This is a genomic window from Acinetobacter sp. GW821-FHT09D10, from assembly GCF_059416285.1.
The window spans coordinates 1-16,927 of sequence record NZ_JBWKOW010000006.1 but is presented as its reverse complement, the minus strand read 5'-3'; the positions used below and the strand labels follow the sequence as shown (position 1 = coordinate 16,927).

Genomic DNA, 16,927 nt, shown 5'->3' with positions numbered 1-16,927 from the left:
AAATAAAAAAGCGAGAAATTAATTCTCGCTTTTTTATAGCTGGATCAAAGCAGAGATCATTAATTGTCTCGTGCTTTATTCCAAGCTTCGACTGCATTACTTTTAGTACGCTTAATACTTTCACTTAGAGAATCTTTGTGTTTCAAAGAGATCTGGCTAATATCCCCCTTAAGCTCTTTGCTCACTTTCGTTAAATCTTCAATAAGTGCATTAATTTCTGCTTTCAAAGCATTTTTAAGGTCAGACAAGCCTTCTTGTGAAGTACTAAATTGAGCTTTAATCACATCCAGACGCTGTAGAATATCTTGTTTAATTTGAACAAATTGATTTTGAATGTTCTTATTTAATTCGTGAGTTTCAGCTTCAATTTTCTCTTGAGTCTCGCTTAAAACTTCTTTGACTTGTTCTTGAGTCTCAGTAATTGCCTCTTTTACCTGAGTTGTTGCTTCTGTAGCAACTTCTTTAACTTGCTCAGTTTTTTCGGCAACAGCTTCTTTTACCTGTGCAGTTTTAGCAGTTACTGTTTTTTTAGCCTTAGTTGTAGTAGCAGCTATGGTTTCTTTCACTTCATTAACCTCAGCTTTTACCGACTCAACTACCGCTTGAGCTTTTTCGCTCACATCTTTTGAAACTTCATTATTGCTCATACTATTTCCTCATATTGTTTATTTTTTAACTAGCAATACAATAAATCTAGTTCCAAGAATTCCCCTTCCAAATTGTTAGACAATTTATCAAAAGTATCTAATTCAGATAAGCGGATATTTTTTTGTAAAAAGCAAGCAATGAATTATATTTTTTAGCAGAAAAGAAATAGACTTTAGAGGGTTCCATGCGTATAATGCGCTGTTAAGTTACAAGCGGGCAGACCGATAGGGAGGGCATGTTTTATCCAAACATCGCCGATCTTTTTTGGGTCTACTCGCTTTTTTACAGCCGAAATTCAGGAGCTTTGGTTTGAGCATCCCCGCCATTTTAGCCCTCGCAGATGGAACGATCTTTAAAGGAACGTCAATCGGCGCACCGGGAAGTACGACTGGAGAAGTCGTTTTTAACACAGCCATGACAGGCTATCAAGAAATTTTGACTGACCCAAGTTATGCACAACAAATTGTGACATTAACTTACCCTCATATTGGTAACACTGGTTGCAACTCGGAAGACGTTGAATCTGGTCGTATCCATAAAGTATGGGCGAATGGTTTAATTATTCGTGACCTTCCACTACTACACAGTAATTTCCGTGCTGAGCAGTCGTTGAGTGAATATTTGCAAGCGCATAATGTTGTTGCTATCGCAGATATCGATACTCGTAAACTGACTCGTATTTTACGTCAGACTGGCGCTCAAAACGGATGTATCCTTGCTGGCGAAAATATTACAGAAGAAGAAGCAATTGCAAAAGCACGTGCTTTTGGTGGCTTAAACGGTTTAGACCTTGCAAAAGAATGTTGTGATCCAGCAGGTTTTGAATGGTCTGAAGGTTCATGGACCTTAGGCAAAGGCTTCTCTCAACCTGAATTAAAATACCATGTAGTTGCATACGATTACGGTGTCAAAACCAACATCTTGCGTATGCTTGCAGACCGCGGTTGCAAACTAACCGTTGTTCCTGCAGAAACTCCGGCTGAAAAAGTATTGGCACTTAATCCGGATGGCGTATTCCTCTCAAATGGTCCTGGCGATCCAGCTGCTTGTGATTACGCGATCGAATCTGTAAAAACTATTGTTGAAACCACAACATTACCTGTATTTGGTATCTGCTTAGGTCACCAAATTCTGGCACTCGCTTCTGGCGCAAAAACTGTAAAAATGAACCATGGTCACCACGGTGCTAACCATCCTGTACAAAATCTTGAAGATGGTACAGTGATGATTACTTCACAGAACCATGGTTTTGCTGTAGATGCAGAAACTTTACCGGCTAACTTAAAAGCAACGCATAAATCATTGTTCGATGGCACCCTACAAGGTATCCACCGTACAGACAAACCAGCTTTCAGCTTCCAAGGTCACCCTGAAGCAAGCCCTGGTCCACATGATTGTGCACCTTTGTTCGATCATTTCATCGAACTTATCGAAGCATCTAAACAGTAATTACGGAGCGAATAATGCCTAAACGTACGGATATTAAAAGCATCTTAATTATTGGTGCTGGCCCGATTGTGATTGGACAAGCATGTGAGTTTGACTACTCAGGTGCTCAAGCGTGTAAAGCACTTCGTGAAGAAGGCTATCGTGTTATTTTGGTTAACTCTAATCCAGCAACCATCATGACAGATCCTTCAATGGCTGATGCAACTTATATTGAGCCGATTACTTGGCAAACAGTTGCACAGATTATTGAAAAAGAACGTCCAGATGCAGTATTACCAACTATGGGTGGTCAAACTGCATTGAACTGTGCCCTCGCACTGGATGAGCACGGCGTTCTTGCTAAATATAATGTTGAATTAATTGGTGCAAGCAAAGAAGCGATTGAGAAAGCCGAAGATCGTAAACTCTTCGATATCGCTATGCGTAAAATTGGCTTGGAATGTCCAAAAGCTGCCATTGCTGAAACAATGGAAGAAGCTTTAACAATCCAGTCGCGCTTTGGTTTTCCTGTAATTATTCGTCCATCATTTACAATGGGTGGTTCGGGCGGTGGTATTGCATATAACCGCGAAGAATTCCTTGAAATTTGTGAACGTGGTTTTGACCTCTCTCCTACTCACCAGTTATTGATCGATGAATCTTTAATTGGTTGGAAAGAGTACGAAATGGAAGTTGTTCGTGACAAAAACGACAACTGTATTATCGTATGTGCTATCGAAAACTTCGATCCAATGGGCGTTCACACTGGTGACTCAATTACCGTTGCTCCTGCTCAGACATTAACAGACAAAGAATATCAATTGATGCGTAATGCTTCGGTTGCAGTTCTTCGTGAAATTGGTGTTGAAACAGGTGGTTCTAACGTTCAATTCGGTATTAACCCGAAAGATGGACGTATGGTTGTCATCGAGATGAACCCTCGTGTATCTCGTTCATCTGCTCTTGCTTCTAAAGCAACAGGTTTCCCAATCGCAAAAATCGCAGCAAAACTTGCTGTTGGTTATACCCTTGATGAATTGAAAAATGACATCACTGGTGGCGTGACTCCTGCAAGCTTCGAACCATCGATTGACTATGTTGTAACGAAGATTCCTCGTTTTAACTTCGAGAAATTCCCACAAGCAGAACCTGTATTAACCACTCAGATGAAATCTGTTGGTGAAGTAATGGCTATTGGCCGTAACTTCCAGGAATCTGTACAAAAAGCATTACGTGGTCTTGAAGTTGGTGTAAGCGGTTTTGATGAAAAAATCGAAGCTGGTGCAACAAATGCAAAAGAAACCATCTTAAAAGAGCTTAAAGTTCCAGGCCCTGAGCGTATCTGGTATGTAGCAGATGCTTTCCGTCATGGCTTCTCTTTAGATGAAGTGTTTGAAGCAACCAAAATTGACCGTTGGTTCCTCATTCAAATTCAAGACATCGTTAAAACTGAAGCTGAAGTAAAAGCTCTAGGTTTTGGTGACTTAAACGCTGACAATATCCGTGCTTTCAAACGCAAAGGTTTATCTGACCTGCGTATTGCTGACCTCATGGGTATTTCACAAAAGCAATTCCGTAAACAACGATGGAATTTGGGTGTTTATCCAGTTTACAAACGTGTTGATACATGTGCTGCCGAGTTTGAATCTGGTACTGCATACATGTATTCAACTTACGATGAAGAGTGTGAAGCAAACCCATCAAATCGTGACAAGATCATGGTGATTGGTGGTGGTCCAAACCGTATTGGTCAAGGTATCGAATTTGACTACTGCTGTGTACACGCGGCGCTTGCTATGCGTGAAGATGGTTATGAAACAATCATGGTTAACTGTAACCCTGAAACTGTTTCTACCGACTATGACACATCTGACCGTCTATACTTCGAACCTGTAACACTTGAAGATGTGCTTGAAATTGTACGTACAGAGAAGCCTAAAGGTGTAATCGTACAGTACGGTGGTCAAACTCCTCTTAAATTGGCACGTGCTTTAGAAGAAGCTGGTACACCAATTATTGGTACATCACCAGATGCAATTGACCGTGCAGAAGACCGTGAACGTTTCCAGCAAATGATCCAACGTTTACAGCTTCGTCAACCAAACAACAGCATTGTAAAATCTGCTGAAGAAGGTATCTCTGAAGCTGCAAAAGTAGGTTATCCGTTAGTTGTTCGCCCATCTTATGTATTAGGTGGTCGTGCAATGGAAATCGTGTATAACGAAGAAGAACTTAAACGTTACCTTCGTGAAGCAGTTCAGGCATCTAACGAAGCCCCTGTCCTTCTTGACCGCTTCCTAGATGATGCAACTGAAGTTGATGTTGACTGTGTATCTGACGGTAAAGACGTTGTGATCGGCGGTATTATGCAGCACATCGAACAAGCTGGTATTCACTCAGGTGACTCAGCATGTTCAATTCCTCCTTATTCTTTATCAAAAGAAATTCAGGATGAAATGCGTCGTCAAACTGTTGCGATGGCAAAAGAACTTGGTGTGGTTGGTTTGATGAATGTTCAGTTCGCAGTTAAAGGCGATGATGTTTACATTCTTGAAGTTAACCCACGTGCTTCACGTACAGTTCCATTCGTATCGAAATGTATTGGTGATTCTTTAGCAAAAGTAGCTGCACGTTGTATGGCTGGTCAATCACTTGAATCTCAAGGATTTACTAAAGAAATCATTCCAACACACTTTGCTGTGAAAGAAGCTGTTTTCCCATTCGCTAAATTCCAAGGCGTAGATCCAATGCTTGGACCTGAGATGAAATCTACAGGTGAAGTAATGGGCGTAGGTAAAACATTTGGTGAAGCATTCTATAAAGCTGTTTTAGGCTCAAATGAACGCTTACCAGGTTTACCAACTGAAGGCGAAGTAAAACATGCTTTCTTATCAGTACGTGAATCTGACAAGAAATATATTGCAGATATCGCTAAGAAATTAGCTGCATATGGCTTCAAGCTTATTGCAACAGGTGGTACATACCAAGTGCTTAAAGAAGCAGGTTTAGAATGTGAATCTGTGAATAAAGTAACTGAAGGTCGTCCACATATTGTTGACCGCTTGAAAAATGGTGAAATACACCTTATTGTCAATACCACTGAAGGTAAACAGGCTCAATATGACTCTGCAATGATTCGTCGTGCTGCCCTACAAGGCAAAGTGTATTACACAACGACTATCAATGGTGCAGAAGCTGTTTGCCAAGCCTTTGCTGTGAAATTGCCAATGGATGTATACCGCTTGCAAGATTTAACTGTAGGTTAATTTGTTACCGATAAGTCCCGTCACCTTATCGGTGGCGGGATTTTTTCATTTTTTTAACTGTGTTTTCTCAAATTAAGAGGGACCAAAATGCAACGCTATCCAATGACCCCTGAAGGTAAAATTGCCTTAGAGAAAGAATTACAACATTTAAAATCTGTTGAACGCCCACGTATTATCCAGGCGATTGCTGAAGCACGTGAGCACGGTGATTTAAAGGAAAATGCTGAATATCATGCTGCTCGTGAACAGCAAGGTTTCTGTGAAGGACGTATTCAGGATATCGAAGGTAAACTCGGTGCAGTTCAAGAAATTGATGTCAAAACACTTGAGCAAAATGGTCGTGTTGTATTTGGTGTGACTGTCACCATTGAAAATCTTGATACTGAAGAACGTAAGACTTATAAAATTGTAGGCGATGACGAAGCAGATTTTAAAATTAATAAAATCTCTGTGAACTCACCAATCGCACGTGGTCTTTTGAGTAAGAGTGAAGGCGATGAAGTAAAAATCGTGACTCCTCAAGGCGAAGTCGAATATGAAATCGTAAGTGTAGAATATCTCTAAGATAATACACAACTAACCCCTCTTTATGAGGGGTTTTTATTCAATACCATTGATATATTTTTGGGAAATCACAAATGGATACTTCTTTAATTAACACCCCAGTTCGTCATTGGTGTGAATTTGAGTTTATTTCCAAAACTGTTAAAAACCCAAATATCCATATTAAAGGTCATTATTCATATTATTCAGCCTATTGGGACCAAGGTTTTGAACGTTGTGTCGTACGTTATTTACATGACAAAGCCTCGACACCTGACAAACCGATTGACCAACTTTATATTGGTAATTTTGTTTGTTTTGGCGCTGAATGCGTAATTATGATGGGTGGTAACCAACTTCATAGACCAGACTGGATTTCGACTTTTCCTTTTGATACGCGTAGCTTTTTAGCTGCTGGTGACACTGTTATTTCTGATGGTTGCTGGATTGGTAGCCGGGCAATGATCATGCAAGGTGTCAAACTTGGTGAAGGTGCAGTGGTTGCAACTGGAGCTGTAGTAACTAAAGATGTTCCACCTTATGCAATTGTAGGTGGCGTGCCTGCGAAAATTATTAAATATCGCTTTCCTCAAGAACAAATCGATAAACTGCTTGCTTTAAAACTGTATGATTTAGATGAAAAGCAGATTCTAAAAATACGTGAATATTTGCAAACTGATGATATAGCTGCTTTATCTACACATATAGAAAATTTGCGAAATCTATAAAAGTTTATCTAGAAAAATTTATTGTTATAAAGTCACAAATGATTACGTGCTTGAATTTAAATCGTCAAAAAATAAGTATAAAGTATTGCATAAATAAACATCATTACAATAAGGAAAACACCCATGTTATATCAAGATATTCTTGTACCAATTGACGGTTCTGAAACTTCTATGATCGCCATGAAAGAGGCGATCAAACTGGGAAAAGCGCTAAATAGCAAAATTACGGTTGTACAAGTTATGGCACTTGACCCGTTTATTGCAGACGTATATGTAAAAACGGGTCAAACTAATGATTTGATTGAACGCACACGAACTTATTTGCTCGATATTTTAGAACAAGCAAAACAAAAATTTGCCGAAGAAGGCATTCCTGTTGAAACTAAACTGCTTGAAGGTTTTGTGGTGCATGAAGAAATTATTCAGGCTGCTCAAGACTTAAATGCAGATCTGATCGTGATGGGTTCACATGGTCGTACAGGTGTCCGAAAACTTGTACTGGGTAGCGTTGCACAAAAAGTCTTAGGCGAAAGTCATATTCCTGTTTTGATTGTTCGATAACTTCCATATTGCCTATTTTGTTAATTCTAATAATTTAGGCAATTATTTTTAAATAAATAGCCCTTAAGTCAATTTAAGGCTGCCAAACAAATTGCTTTAAGTTTACTTTGCCATTTAACAAATAGACGCCTTCAGCTTCCAGCTTTAACTGTTGAACATTTTCCCCCTTTTCATTAAATTTACTTAGGCTAATTTTGCCTTGAGAATTAATAACGCGATACCACGGAACTTGATGATCTGCTTCAAGATGTTTCAAAACATAGCCCACCAGCCTCGCATGTTTAGGTAACCCTGCCATACGAGCCACCTGCCCATAAGTTGCAACTTTTCCGTAAGGAATCAAAGCAATGACTTCTAAAATCTGCCGATGTAGTTCATACTGAGTTGTCAAAATGGACTCCATAAAAATTGACATTATTTATATCATATAAAAAAATCTGACTAAAATTAAATGTAATCCAAGGTAGGTTTGAGGGACATTTACATGAAAAAAACCATACTGGTAGTCACTGGAACTTTACTATGTGTTTCTTGTACTACTCGCCCCCCTATTCTTCCTTCAAGAGAAGTACCTAAAGTATCTATAGATGGCCGCCCTATTGTTCCAGTCACTTTCGTTTTTACCACTGATTCTCCGGAAGCTGTAAAGTTTGATAATTACCAACAAATGCGGAAAGAAATTAAAATATTAAATAAATATTATGTAGATGATAAAAACAATAAAATCTTTAAGTTCAAATTAAACCGTTATATCTCTTACGAAGATTTTTCAAAATTACATTGCGATTTAAAGCAGCAAATTAATCAGCCCTATCCTATTTCCCTCGAAACGATTCCGACAAGCATAAAGACCTGTTTTCCAAAACGCACAGCAAGTAAAGAAGTCATTATTTTTATTTACGATGCATACTCACCTAAATGGAAATTTGAAGACGTTACAAGCAGAGCTTTTCGCAACAATGGCGAACCCTTTATTTTATTAGACTGGAATCGTTTAAATTATAATATTCAAGCTGGTAGCGTGCATGAAATGGGACATGTATTTGGTCTAAAACATGTTTGCGCACCGAATGCTACAAAACGGACTCCAACAAATATTATGGCGAGTGCTGAATGTAAACGCGGTAGTGGTGGATTAAGGAATTTAGGCTTTACACCTGTACAACTTCAAACAATTTTATCGAATTATCAAAGTTATCCTTAACATATTTTAAAAACCAAGCTCTACATAAAAGCCTAATTCATCTTGAGCCAAACTATAATTTTCATGGGAAAGTAATGAAGTCATATAACTGCTGATCTTTGAAAAATCTTCCTCATTGACAGGATACGGCTGCCAAAATGTTTTCAAATTATTGGTATAGATCGGATATAAACGCAGGCGATCTTTTGACAAATCTAGCCGTGCTATACATCCATATGGTAGAGCATTGTGCTCTTCATATTCACCGTTACTATTAAAAACTGCATTGCCAATACCAAATACTACAGGCTTTTGATGAATAGGTTGAATAGGTTGAATAGTGTGCGCACCATGCCCAATAACAAGATCGGCCCCCGCTTGGGTTAAAATATTGGCGAGTTTATTTTGTTCTTTTGTAATAGGTTTAAAATCAACGCCCCAATGACAAATAACAATGACTTTATGGTGAGGATGAGCCAACTTATAACGGCTTATTTGTTCAATTAAAACTCCATTTAGACAGGCCACTCCACTCTTATGCGCTAAAGCGTAAAAATCATAATCTAAATAGGCTGTATCTCTGTGCCAATAGCCATTAAAAATAGCGTAATGCTTGTTATTAAAAGCGATTTCAAAGTAGCTATGGGCATCTTTTTGGTTCAATCCTGCGCCAATATAAGAAATATTGGCCTGATCAAATTGCTGTAATGTATAAGCTAATCCGCGATCACCATGATCTTTTAGATGATTATTGGCCAACACAACATGGTTAAGGTGAATATTCTTAAATTCTGCTAATGTTTTTTCAGCCTCAGCTTTAAGAATAAACGGCTTTTTACGCGCTAATGGTGACTGATCTTCTAAAGAAAATACTGCTTCAAAGTTAGCAATATTCAAGTCATTTTCACCTAAAAAGGCTTTTATTTTTTCGAATGAATAGCTGTATCCATATTGTTGTAGAGCATCTTTTTGCCCCTTAGACTTACGCTTTTCTGTATAGCTCTCCCCAAAATAAGTATCTCCAAAAATGTTGATCATGCCACTTTGAGTAGAGCAAACTTTAGGTTTTACGTTCTGCTCTTGAAAGCAGTGATAGTAAGGAACCAAATGTTCAATTCGATGAATATCATCTAAAAATGAAAAGAAACCGATGGTCTGGTTTTCTTCAAAAAACGTGAGATAAATTTTTCTAAACGAGTTAGAAAGATATAATACCGTTACAACTGATTGAGCCATTAATGGCGTCTGTGGATGATAAGACTTTCCTTTAAAAATAAGCTCTTTAATAAAGAAAACTTTTCTGATTTCAGCTGGATAGGTATAAATATTTTTGACTAATAAAAACAAATGTTTTAGCTGATTTCGTGTACCCTCTTTTTTAAAATTTAAGTGATAGATATCAGCTCTTTTTAATAAAGCTAAATATGCTTGCTCATTTGTACCGCAAAGCATATTGCTTAAAGCATTTTTTACATCTGCAGCTTGAGTAAAAATTAAGAACTGTAATAGTTCAATAAAGGTGTAATGTTCAGAAGGCTTTAAACCTAGATTTTGCTGACCTAGTTGCTCAGATAGCTGTTCAGGCATGACATAGACATCTTGAGCCTGTATATTTTTTTGCTGAAATTGCTCTAGAGCATAGTCAATAAGCAATAATGTTGAAATATCATCATCAAATTCGAATTGCCATAAAGTTTCATCAAAACTTGTAGTGCCGACATGTGCTAATAACTTGATCTCAACGGGTTGATATTTCATGGCTCATCACCCTTGTAATCTTTTACATAGGCGATATAACCCGACAAATTATGTTCTTGGTCATCAATCCTTACTCGAAAACGGTCATGTCGAATATAAAATGCATGCAAGATTTTATCTGGCCGTGCCATATACATGGCCATTTCCGGATAAAAAAATCCTGTAGTTTGAAAATCTGCTCTAAACTCAATTAGTTTTTGAAGCTCAGACATATAAGATTGCTCAAAAAGTGCTGTGCGTCCCTGCTCTTTTAAACGACTCACCATTTTATAAGCAGCCATTAACATCTCTAACAAAGTTGCATATGTTGTTTTTCGATTTCGAATAAAAATAAAATGTTTTAAATAATTATTTAGACCAAAAATAAAATATTTATCTTCTGGGCATATTTTAGTGAGTTCATTGGTACAATAACTTAACCAATGATCATGATATTTTTCATATCTTTTTTCAATAAAACATTCAAACATTAACTTAACTGTTTCTAATAATCTAGAATCTTGGTTAATTTGGTATAAACGTAATAAAGCTAAAGCAGCTTCCCCATCATAATAAATAATTCTAAATTTTTCTTTTAAATCATAGTTAGGATAATTTAATACATGAGTTGTTGAGCCATTTGAATCTACTAGCTTTAAAATACCATTTGCGAGTTTCTCTGCATATTTTTGATAATCAGTTTTTTGAGTAATTTCTTGATATTTTGTTAGCATTAAAATAGCTGCCGCATTGGCACCCAGTTTAATTTCCAATTCTCCTTCTTTACCATCAATCATAAAAGCGGTTGATGAATCTTTTTCTTTATAAAAGTTGGTCAGTGCATAGTGAATCGCGGCATGAATTTTAGGCCAATATTCAGGCTTATTTTGCACCTCAAATGTTTCTATTAAGGCATACGCCGAGGTACAGTGACGTACCGTATTATAGTTACGAATGTCCCGATCATAGGCAGAAAAATAACCATAAATAAATTTGCCATTTTCTTGAATCTGGCTATGCAGGAATACCGAATTTTGTTCAATTAGCCGCTGAAAATGCTGTTTCTTATTGTTTGATATTCCTCTAATACCATTTACATCAGAGCGACTCGCTAAATTAATGAATTGCCCATTTTCATAAAATCCTGCGTAGGTATCAAAAGTCCAAATGTCTTGCAACTCTTGTAGTTTAATCTGTAGTTTTGTAGCGTTATATTTTTGCTTAATTGCATAATTCAAATTGATTTCATCAAAGAAGTTCGGCTTGTCGTAGCTCAAGCCTCGAATAATTGCTTTTCCATAGATCTCTTGTTCAAGAAAAGCCACTGAACAGTGTTCATCAAAGCCAATGCCTTTACGGTAATGGTTGTTGTGAAATTGATGGTGGACCTGCTGCTCTATTTCCTTCCAAGCTTGTTTCGCTAAATTATATGCGATATCGATTTTTATATAATCAGCAAGTGGTGCCTGTGCAAACTGGTCATTAATAAAATCTAATAATTGTTTTTTAGCAGACTCTAAATCTGTTTTCTCACTGTGCCATACGCTACATCTTTGGTCTTTAGGGCCATAAGATAAAAATAAAATAATATCCTGTTTAAGACTCGGAACATGCTGAACAACTTGTTCTAACCAAAGGTTCAGTTGTCTTTGGAAGTTTAAAAATGCCGTCACTCGAATTCAGTCCCTGATTGTTTGTTGTTCTATAAAGTGCCAATCAAGCATCATATCATGCCCCTTCTAAAAGCAAAGTTAACGTATTGTTTAAACATAAAAAAAGAGCCCGAAGGCTCTTTTTTCTATAAGTCGATTGTCAGATTAGAAAATGATTTGACCATTGTTGATCAAGTCATTCAATGTGACTGGACCTGTGAGGTTAGTCAATTGAAGCAATGGTGTTTCAGTGTAAGTACCTTCAATAAGTACTCCACCATCACGGTCTACGCTGATTGTCGCAGTTTGCGTACCCGCATCGTAGCTTACTGACACATATTGACCGATTGTTAAGTTAGATTGAGAACCAATTAACAAGTTACTCAAGTCAATCTTATCAGCCTGATCATCAGTTGCAGTATTACCTACATGGAAGTCAGTCCATGTATCTACACCACCACCTGTTGTGTTACCACCAGTTGCGTTAGTGACACTTGCAGCTGTTAATGTGTTGTAGATCAAGGTATCAGAGCCATTACCAAGAGCAAATGTATCATTTGCCGCAGTACTTACTGCAAGGCTATTCAACTCTTGACTCAAGTTAATCGTCAATGAAGAAGGATATTCACTACCATCAATCACCGAAACTAACTTGTAATCAATCACATCAACTGTCGCATTAGCAGCACTGTCTAATGGTTTGTAGAAGTAAGAGCCATCATTGTATAGATACAATGTGCCTTCACCCGTATTCACTCCTTGACCAGCAGCTAGCTCATATGTGCCAGTTGTTGAGTTCAGTACATAGAGCTGAGTACCTTCTACGACATCATTAGTAAGTACGTTGCCAGTAATCCAGTCTGTTTGACCATCTGGTGTGTATTGGTCTAGATGAGTCGCTGTAGTTGTCACTACAGAGTCTAGAGTTACCACACCTAGTGAAAGCACACTTGATAAACTGAATACAACTCGATAAGTACCCGCCGTCAAATGTGGTACATCTGCCGAGAATGCCGGAGCACCGAGTACACCTGCCAAGGCAGTTGCAGAACCTGAATATGCAGTATCAACCCATGTTCCACCAACGAACTGCTGAATTGTATATCCAGTTGTTGGGAAAGCAGACAAGCTTAATGATGCAGTGTAGTTCAACTGTACATGTACATCGCTTACTGTATTAGCAGCAATCACAAATTGATCCGACGTTACCGTACTGCTGAGTACAGGAAGTGGAATTGGGAAACCAACCAAGTTACCGATGGTCACATTACCACTTACCACATCCACAAGTGGATCTACCACTGGTGACATACTGATCGTTGCATCATCTATATCAGCTGTTACAGCAGGTGTCGGAAGTGTAGCGTCTGCCGATGGATCTGCTGTATTCCAAGTTACATCAACATCTGGTGAACCCACTTGAACATGTAATGTGGCTGTATCAGTTCTACCAGTAACTGGGTCTGTGACTGTGTAAGTGAAGCTATCAACTTTACCTACATTCGCCATATTTGCAGTTGCTTGATAGCTATAGCTGCCGTCTGAATTGATAATCAAGCTGCCATATGCACCTACGATCGCTGTCGGAGTACCAACTACAACCGCCTCTGTATTACCATTTTCAGCTGTAACTGTAGTTACTACTGAAGTTGTCGTAATGTAGTCTGGTACATAGTTTGTACCGTAAACTGCCGAGTTATCATCAGCGAGTACATTACCAGTGACAGGATCAACAACTAGTACTGGAGGCTGAGTAATATCACCATGATTTAGTGTGATATCTGCTGTAACACTACCTAGAGCTGTTAGAAGTGTGTTGCTTTCCATGAACAATTCATAAGTACCAGCACTTAAGTTATCAATCTTGAATTGAACTTCCGAACCAAAGATACCTAACAAATCAATCACACCAGTATCAGAACTGTCAGCAACTACTGTACGAGTGCCGTCTGGATTTACTCGTGTTAATACCACATGTAAACCATCAATAACTGTTGCAACCGAACCGAAGTTCACTGCAATAATGGCATCAGTAAGGTTACCTGGGTCAACTGTAAATGTAGCTGTACCTTCTCTAGAACCGATAACGATTCCACCTACACCGAGTAACCAGTTATAGCTGATCGCATTATCAAGTACCTCAGTTGTTACTGGATACACCATGTCTATTTCAGCTGAAGCAACGTTATCCATCGCATCTACTGGAAGCGGACTAGTAATTACAGCTGGTTGAGATGGATCTGCATCGTTCCAAGTCATATCTACACTGTCACTATCGAGACGAACATAAAGTGTTGCCTCAGAAGTGTTACCTGTTACAGGATCAAGCAAGGTGTAGGTAAATTGATCTACCTGACCGAGGTTTGCCCCATTCACAGTTGGTGTATATGTGTAGTTACCATCTTGATCGATCACCAAGGTACCGTAAGTACCAACAATTGTTGCACCAGCTGTTGGATCAACAGCAATACCATTCACTTCAGAGATGACAGCACTGCTGCTTGCCGCATCAACTTCACCAGTGAGGCTTGCATCTTTGATGACATTACCAGAGATCGGTTCAACAGAGTAACCAGCCACGATGTATGGATTATAGACATCCATCGTACCAGTTAATGTTCCGCCTAAGCCTATGCCTAGCAAACCTTCATATCCGATAAATGCACGGTACTGACCAGCATCCAATCCTTCAAGCACGGCTGTTGGTGTACCGCCGATGAGTGATAGATCAATGAGAGAAGCTTCTGGATTAGTTCCACCAATAGATACCCATTCTCCTGTTGCTTCATCAAACTTCTGAACAACAATCGCATAATCACTGAGTAAATCGACAGTGAGTAAAGCATCGAATGTGAACGTTGCTGTACCTTCACGGTTTGGATCAACAGTAAATTCAATTGCCTCGTTACCAAGCAATTGTAAATCCAGACCAGCCAACGATACGGCTGCAAGGTAAGACGCATCTCCAAGAGCTACATCATCTGCAACAAGCAATGGCTCTGGGTTAATTTCTGCCGTTACTACATTGTCTACCGCTTTCACAGAGCTCAATTGAATATTGAGATTTGCTTGAGCAGTATCACCAGTCAGAGGATCAGTTAATGTGTAGACAAACACATCTGTTTGACCAACTCCAGCGGAATCTAAGTTAGGTGTGTAAGTGTATGTACCGTCTGGATCAATTACCAAAGTACCATACAACCCGTTAATCACTGTATCTACCGCTGTAACAGGCTGACCATTTACCGCTGTAACTACAGTCGTAGAAGTTACGATGTCTATTTCACCACTGGTATTGATATCAGTAATAACATTACCATCGGCAACTTCGGTGTAGTATCCACCTACTTGTGTCGTATCATAGACATCCATTGTACCTGTTAAGGTACCAAGTAAACCGATGCCTAGAAGACCGTTATAAGTCATGAATGCACGGTATTGACCTTCTTCTAATCCATCAATAACTACACTCGGAGTTCCACCTAGCAGAGTTAAATCTAGAATATCAGCTTCACCACCACCGTAAACAGAGGTCCAATCACCCGTTATTGGGTCTAGTTTTTGTAGTACCAATGAGTAATCGGATAAAACATCTGCACCAAGCAATGCACTATAGGTAAATGTCGCGTTGCCTTCTTGACCAGCACCCACTGTAAAATCAATTGCTTCAGAACCAAGCTGTAAATCAAGTCCAGCAAGTGAAACCAAGGCTAGGTAAGTTTCGCTACCTAAAGAGGCATCATCTTGTACAAGTAATGGTTGAGGAGCAAGTACGGCTGTATCAGTGTTATCAAAGGCCAAGATACTAGACGAACTAATTGTTACCGTACCAGTTGCAGGAATCGATACATTACCCGCAGGGTCTGTTGCAGTTACACTTACAGTATGTGGACCATCGATTAATGAAGGAAGTGTATTGTCCGCAAGCGTCCAAGTACCGTCACCGTTATTGGTCGCATTATAGTTCAAGCCATCAACAGTCACTACAACAGTCGCAGTAGGATCATCAATCGTACCAGTTAATGGTGGCGTATCATCATTAGTAGTTACATTTGTGAAGCCGACTACTGGCGCAATAATATCAACGATAAAGCCGTCTGTACCATCGAGTACATCACCTGTACCCAAGTTACCAGCAAGATCTGTATAAGTACCATTAGCCACACTAATGCTTGGTGCTGTGCCTGTACCATCTGGTGTGAACACTGCTGTCCAGGTGATGTTGTCAGTTGTAACCAATGCACTCAACGTACCGCCAATAAGAGTGATGTCATTTGCATCAAAACCTGTCACTGCTTCACTGAATGTGAAGCTAATATTCGCTGTTTCACCAGCTGCAAGAGCTAGGTCATCAGTCGTGATCGCAAGCGTTGGTGGAACAATATCTACCACAAAACCGTCTGTACCATCGAGTACATCACCTGTACCCAAGTTACCTGCAAGGTCTGTATAAGTATTATCAGCCACAGTAATACTTGGTGCCGTGCCTGTACCATCTGGTGTGAACACTGCTGTCCAAGTAATGTTGTCAGTCGTAGTCAATGCACCTAATGTACCGCCTACTAGGGTGATATCACTTGCATCAAAGCCTGTAACCGCTTCACTGAATGTGAAGCTAATGTTCGCTGTTTCACCAGCTGCAAGAGCTAGATCATCAGTCGTAATCGCAAGTGTTGGCGGAACAATGTCTACAACAAAGCCGTCTGTACCATCAAGTACATCGCCTGTACCCAAGTTACCTGCAAGGTCTGTGTAAGTATTATCAGCCACAGTAATGCTTGGTGCCGTGCCTGTGCCATCTGGTGTGAACACTGCTGTCCAAGTGATGTTGTCAGTCGTAGTCAATGCACCTAATGTACCGCCTACTAGGGTGATATCACTCACATCAAAGCCTGTAACCGCTTCACTGAATGTGAAGCTAATGTTCGCTGTTTCACCAGCCGCAAGAGCTAGGTCATCAGTCGTGATCGCAAGCGTTGGTGGAACGATGTCTACAACGAAGCCGTCTGTACCATCAAGTACATCGCCTGTACCGAGGTTGCCCACAGTATCTGTGTAGCTACCGTCAGCCACCGCAATGCTTGGTGCTGTGCCTGTGCCATCTGGTGTGAACACTGCTGTCCAGGTGATGTTGTCAGTCGTAGTCAGGCCAGTCAATGTACCGCCTACTACCGTGATGTC

Annotated in this window: 11 protein-coding genes and 1 pseudogene; 6 read left to right on the top strand and 6 right to left on the bottom strand. The window is 39.4% G+C overall.

Annotation, left to right across the window (positions count from 1 at the left end; translation table 11 throughout):
- Positions 1 to 59: 59 nt before the first annotated feature.
- On the bottom strand, positions 60 to 647 hold the full coding sequence (locus AC07M3_RS13615; RefSeq protein ID WP_056481669.1) for a hypothetical protein: 588 nt from the start codon (positions 645 to 647) through the stop codon (positions 60 to 62).
- 29 nt (positions 648 to 676) lie between these two features.
- Positions 677 to 834: pseudogene (locus AC07M3_RS13610) on the bottom strand (hypothetical protein).
- A gap of 123 nt (positions 835 to 957) precedes the next feature.
- Here AC07M3_RS13610 and carA point away from each other — a divergent pair.
- The 5 genes from carA (at position 958) to AC07M3_RS13585 (ending at position 7,174) form a co-directional block, all read left to right on the top strand.
- Positions 958 to 2,097 (top strand): glutamine-hydrolyzing carbamoyl-phosphate synthase small subunit, encoded by a 1,140-nt coding sequence (carA, locus tag AC07M3_RS13605; protein WP_199991363.1) that lies wholly within the window; start codon positions 958 to 960, stop codon positions 2,095 to 2,097.
- Positions 2,098 to 2,111: 14 nt separating this feature from the next.
- Entirely contained in the window at positions 2,112 to 5,342 is a 3,231-nt protein-coding gene (carB, locus tag AC07M3_RS13600; protein ID WP_005038712.1) for a carbamoyl-phosphate synthase large subunit, read from the top strand.
- A gap of 87 nt (positions 5,343 to 5,429) precedes the next feature.
- The gene (greA, locus tag AC07M3_RS13595; RefSeq protein ID WP_003650066.1) at positions 5,430 to 5,906 is read left to right on the top strand and encodes a transcription elongation factor GreA; all 477 of its coding nucleotides are present in this window, start codon (positions 5,430 to 5,432) and stop codon (positions 5,904 to 5,906) included.
- Between the two features lie 74 nt (positions 5,907 to 5,980).
- Complete coding sequence (locus AC07M3_RS13590) at positions 5,981 to 6,613, top strand: CatB-related O-acetyltransferase (protein ID WP_494567548.1); 633 nt, start codon at positions 5,981 to 5,983, stop codon at positions 6,611 to 6,613.
- A 123-nt stretch (positions 6,614 to 6,736) separates the two neighbouring features.
- Positions 6,737 to 7,174: a universal stress protein gene (locus AC07M3_RS13585; protein ID WP_494567547.1), complete on the top strand. Its 438-nt coding sequence runs from the start codon at positions 6,737 to 6,739 to the stop codon at positions 7,172 to 7,174.
- Between the two features lie 73 nt (positions 7,175 to 7,247).
- On the opposite strand, the gene AC07M3_RS13580 is transcribed toward AC07M3_RS13585, so the two are convergent.
- Positions 7,248 to 7,577, bottom strand: coding sequence for an MGMT family protein (locus AC07M3_RS13580; RefSeq protein WP_307011713.1), 330 nt, complete (start codon positions 7,575 to 7,577; stop codon positions 7,248 to 7,250).
- Between the two features lie 81 nt (positions 7,578 to 7,658).
- Here AC07M3_RS13580 and AC07M3_RS13575 point away from each other — a divergent pair, with 81 nt between their 5' ends.
- A complete protein-coding gene (locus AC07M3_RS13575; protein ID WP_494567546.1) occupies positions 7,659 to 8,378 on the top strand; it encodes a zinc metalloprotease in 720 nt (239 codons plus the stop codon).
- A 6-nt stretch (positions 8,379 to 8,384) separates the two neighbouring features.
- On the opposite strand, the gene AC07M3_RS13570 is transcribed toward AC07M3_RS13575, so the two are convergent.
- From AC07M3_RS13570 to AC07M3_RS13560, 3 genes are all read right to left on the bottom strand, one after another.
- Positions 8,385 to 10,115 carry a CapA family protein gene (locus AC07M3_RS13570; RefSeq protein ID WP_494567545.1) on the bottom strand — a complete coding sequence of 577 codons (1,731 nt, stop codon included), beginning with the start codon at positions 10,113 to 10,115 and terminating at the stop codon, positions 8,385 to 8,387.
- The gene (locus tag AC07M3_RS13565) at positions 10,112 to 11,767 is read right to left on the bottom strand and encodes a glycoside hydrolase family protein (protein WP_494567544.1); all 1,656 of its coding nucleotides are present in this window, start codon (positions 11,765 to 11,767) and stop codon (positions 10,112 to 10,114) included. Before AC07M3_RS13565 ends, AC07M3_RS13570 begins: the two co-directional genes overlap by 4 nt.
- A gap of 144 nt (positions 11,768 to 11,911) precedes the next feature.
- The coding region (locus tag AC07M3_RS13560) for a BapA/Bap/LapF family large adhesin (RefSeq protein WP_494567543.1) at positions 11,912 to 16,927 on the bottom strand (5,016 nt) is incomplete at its 5' end.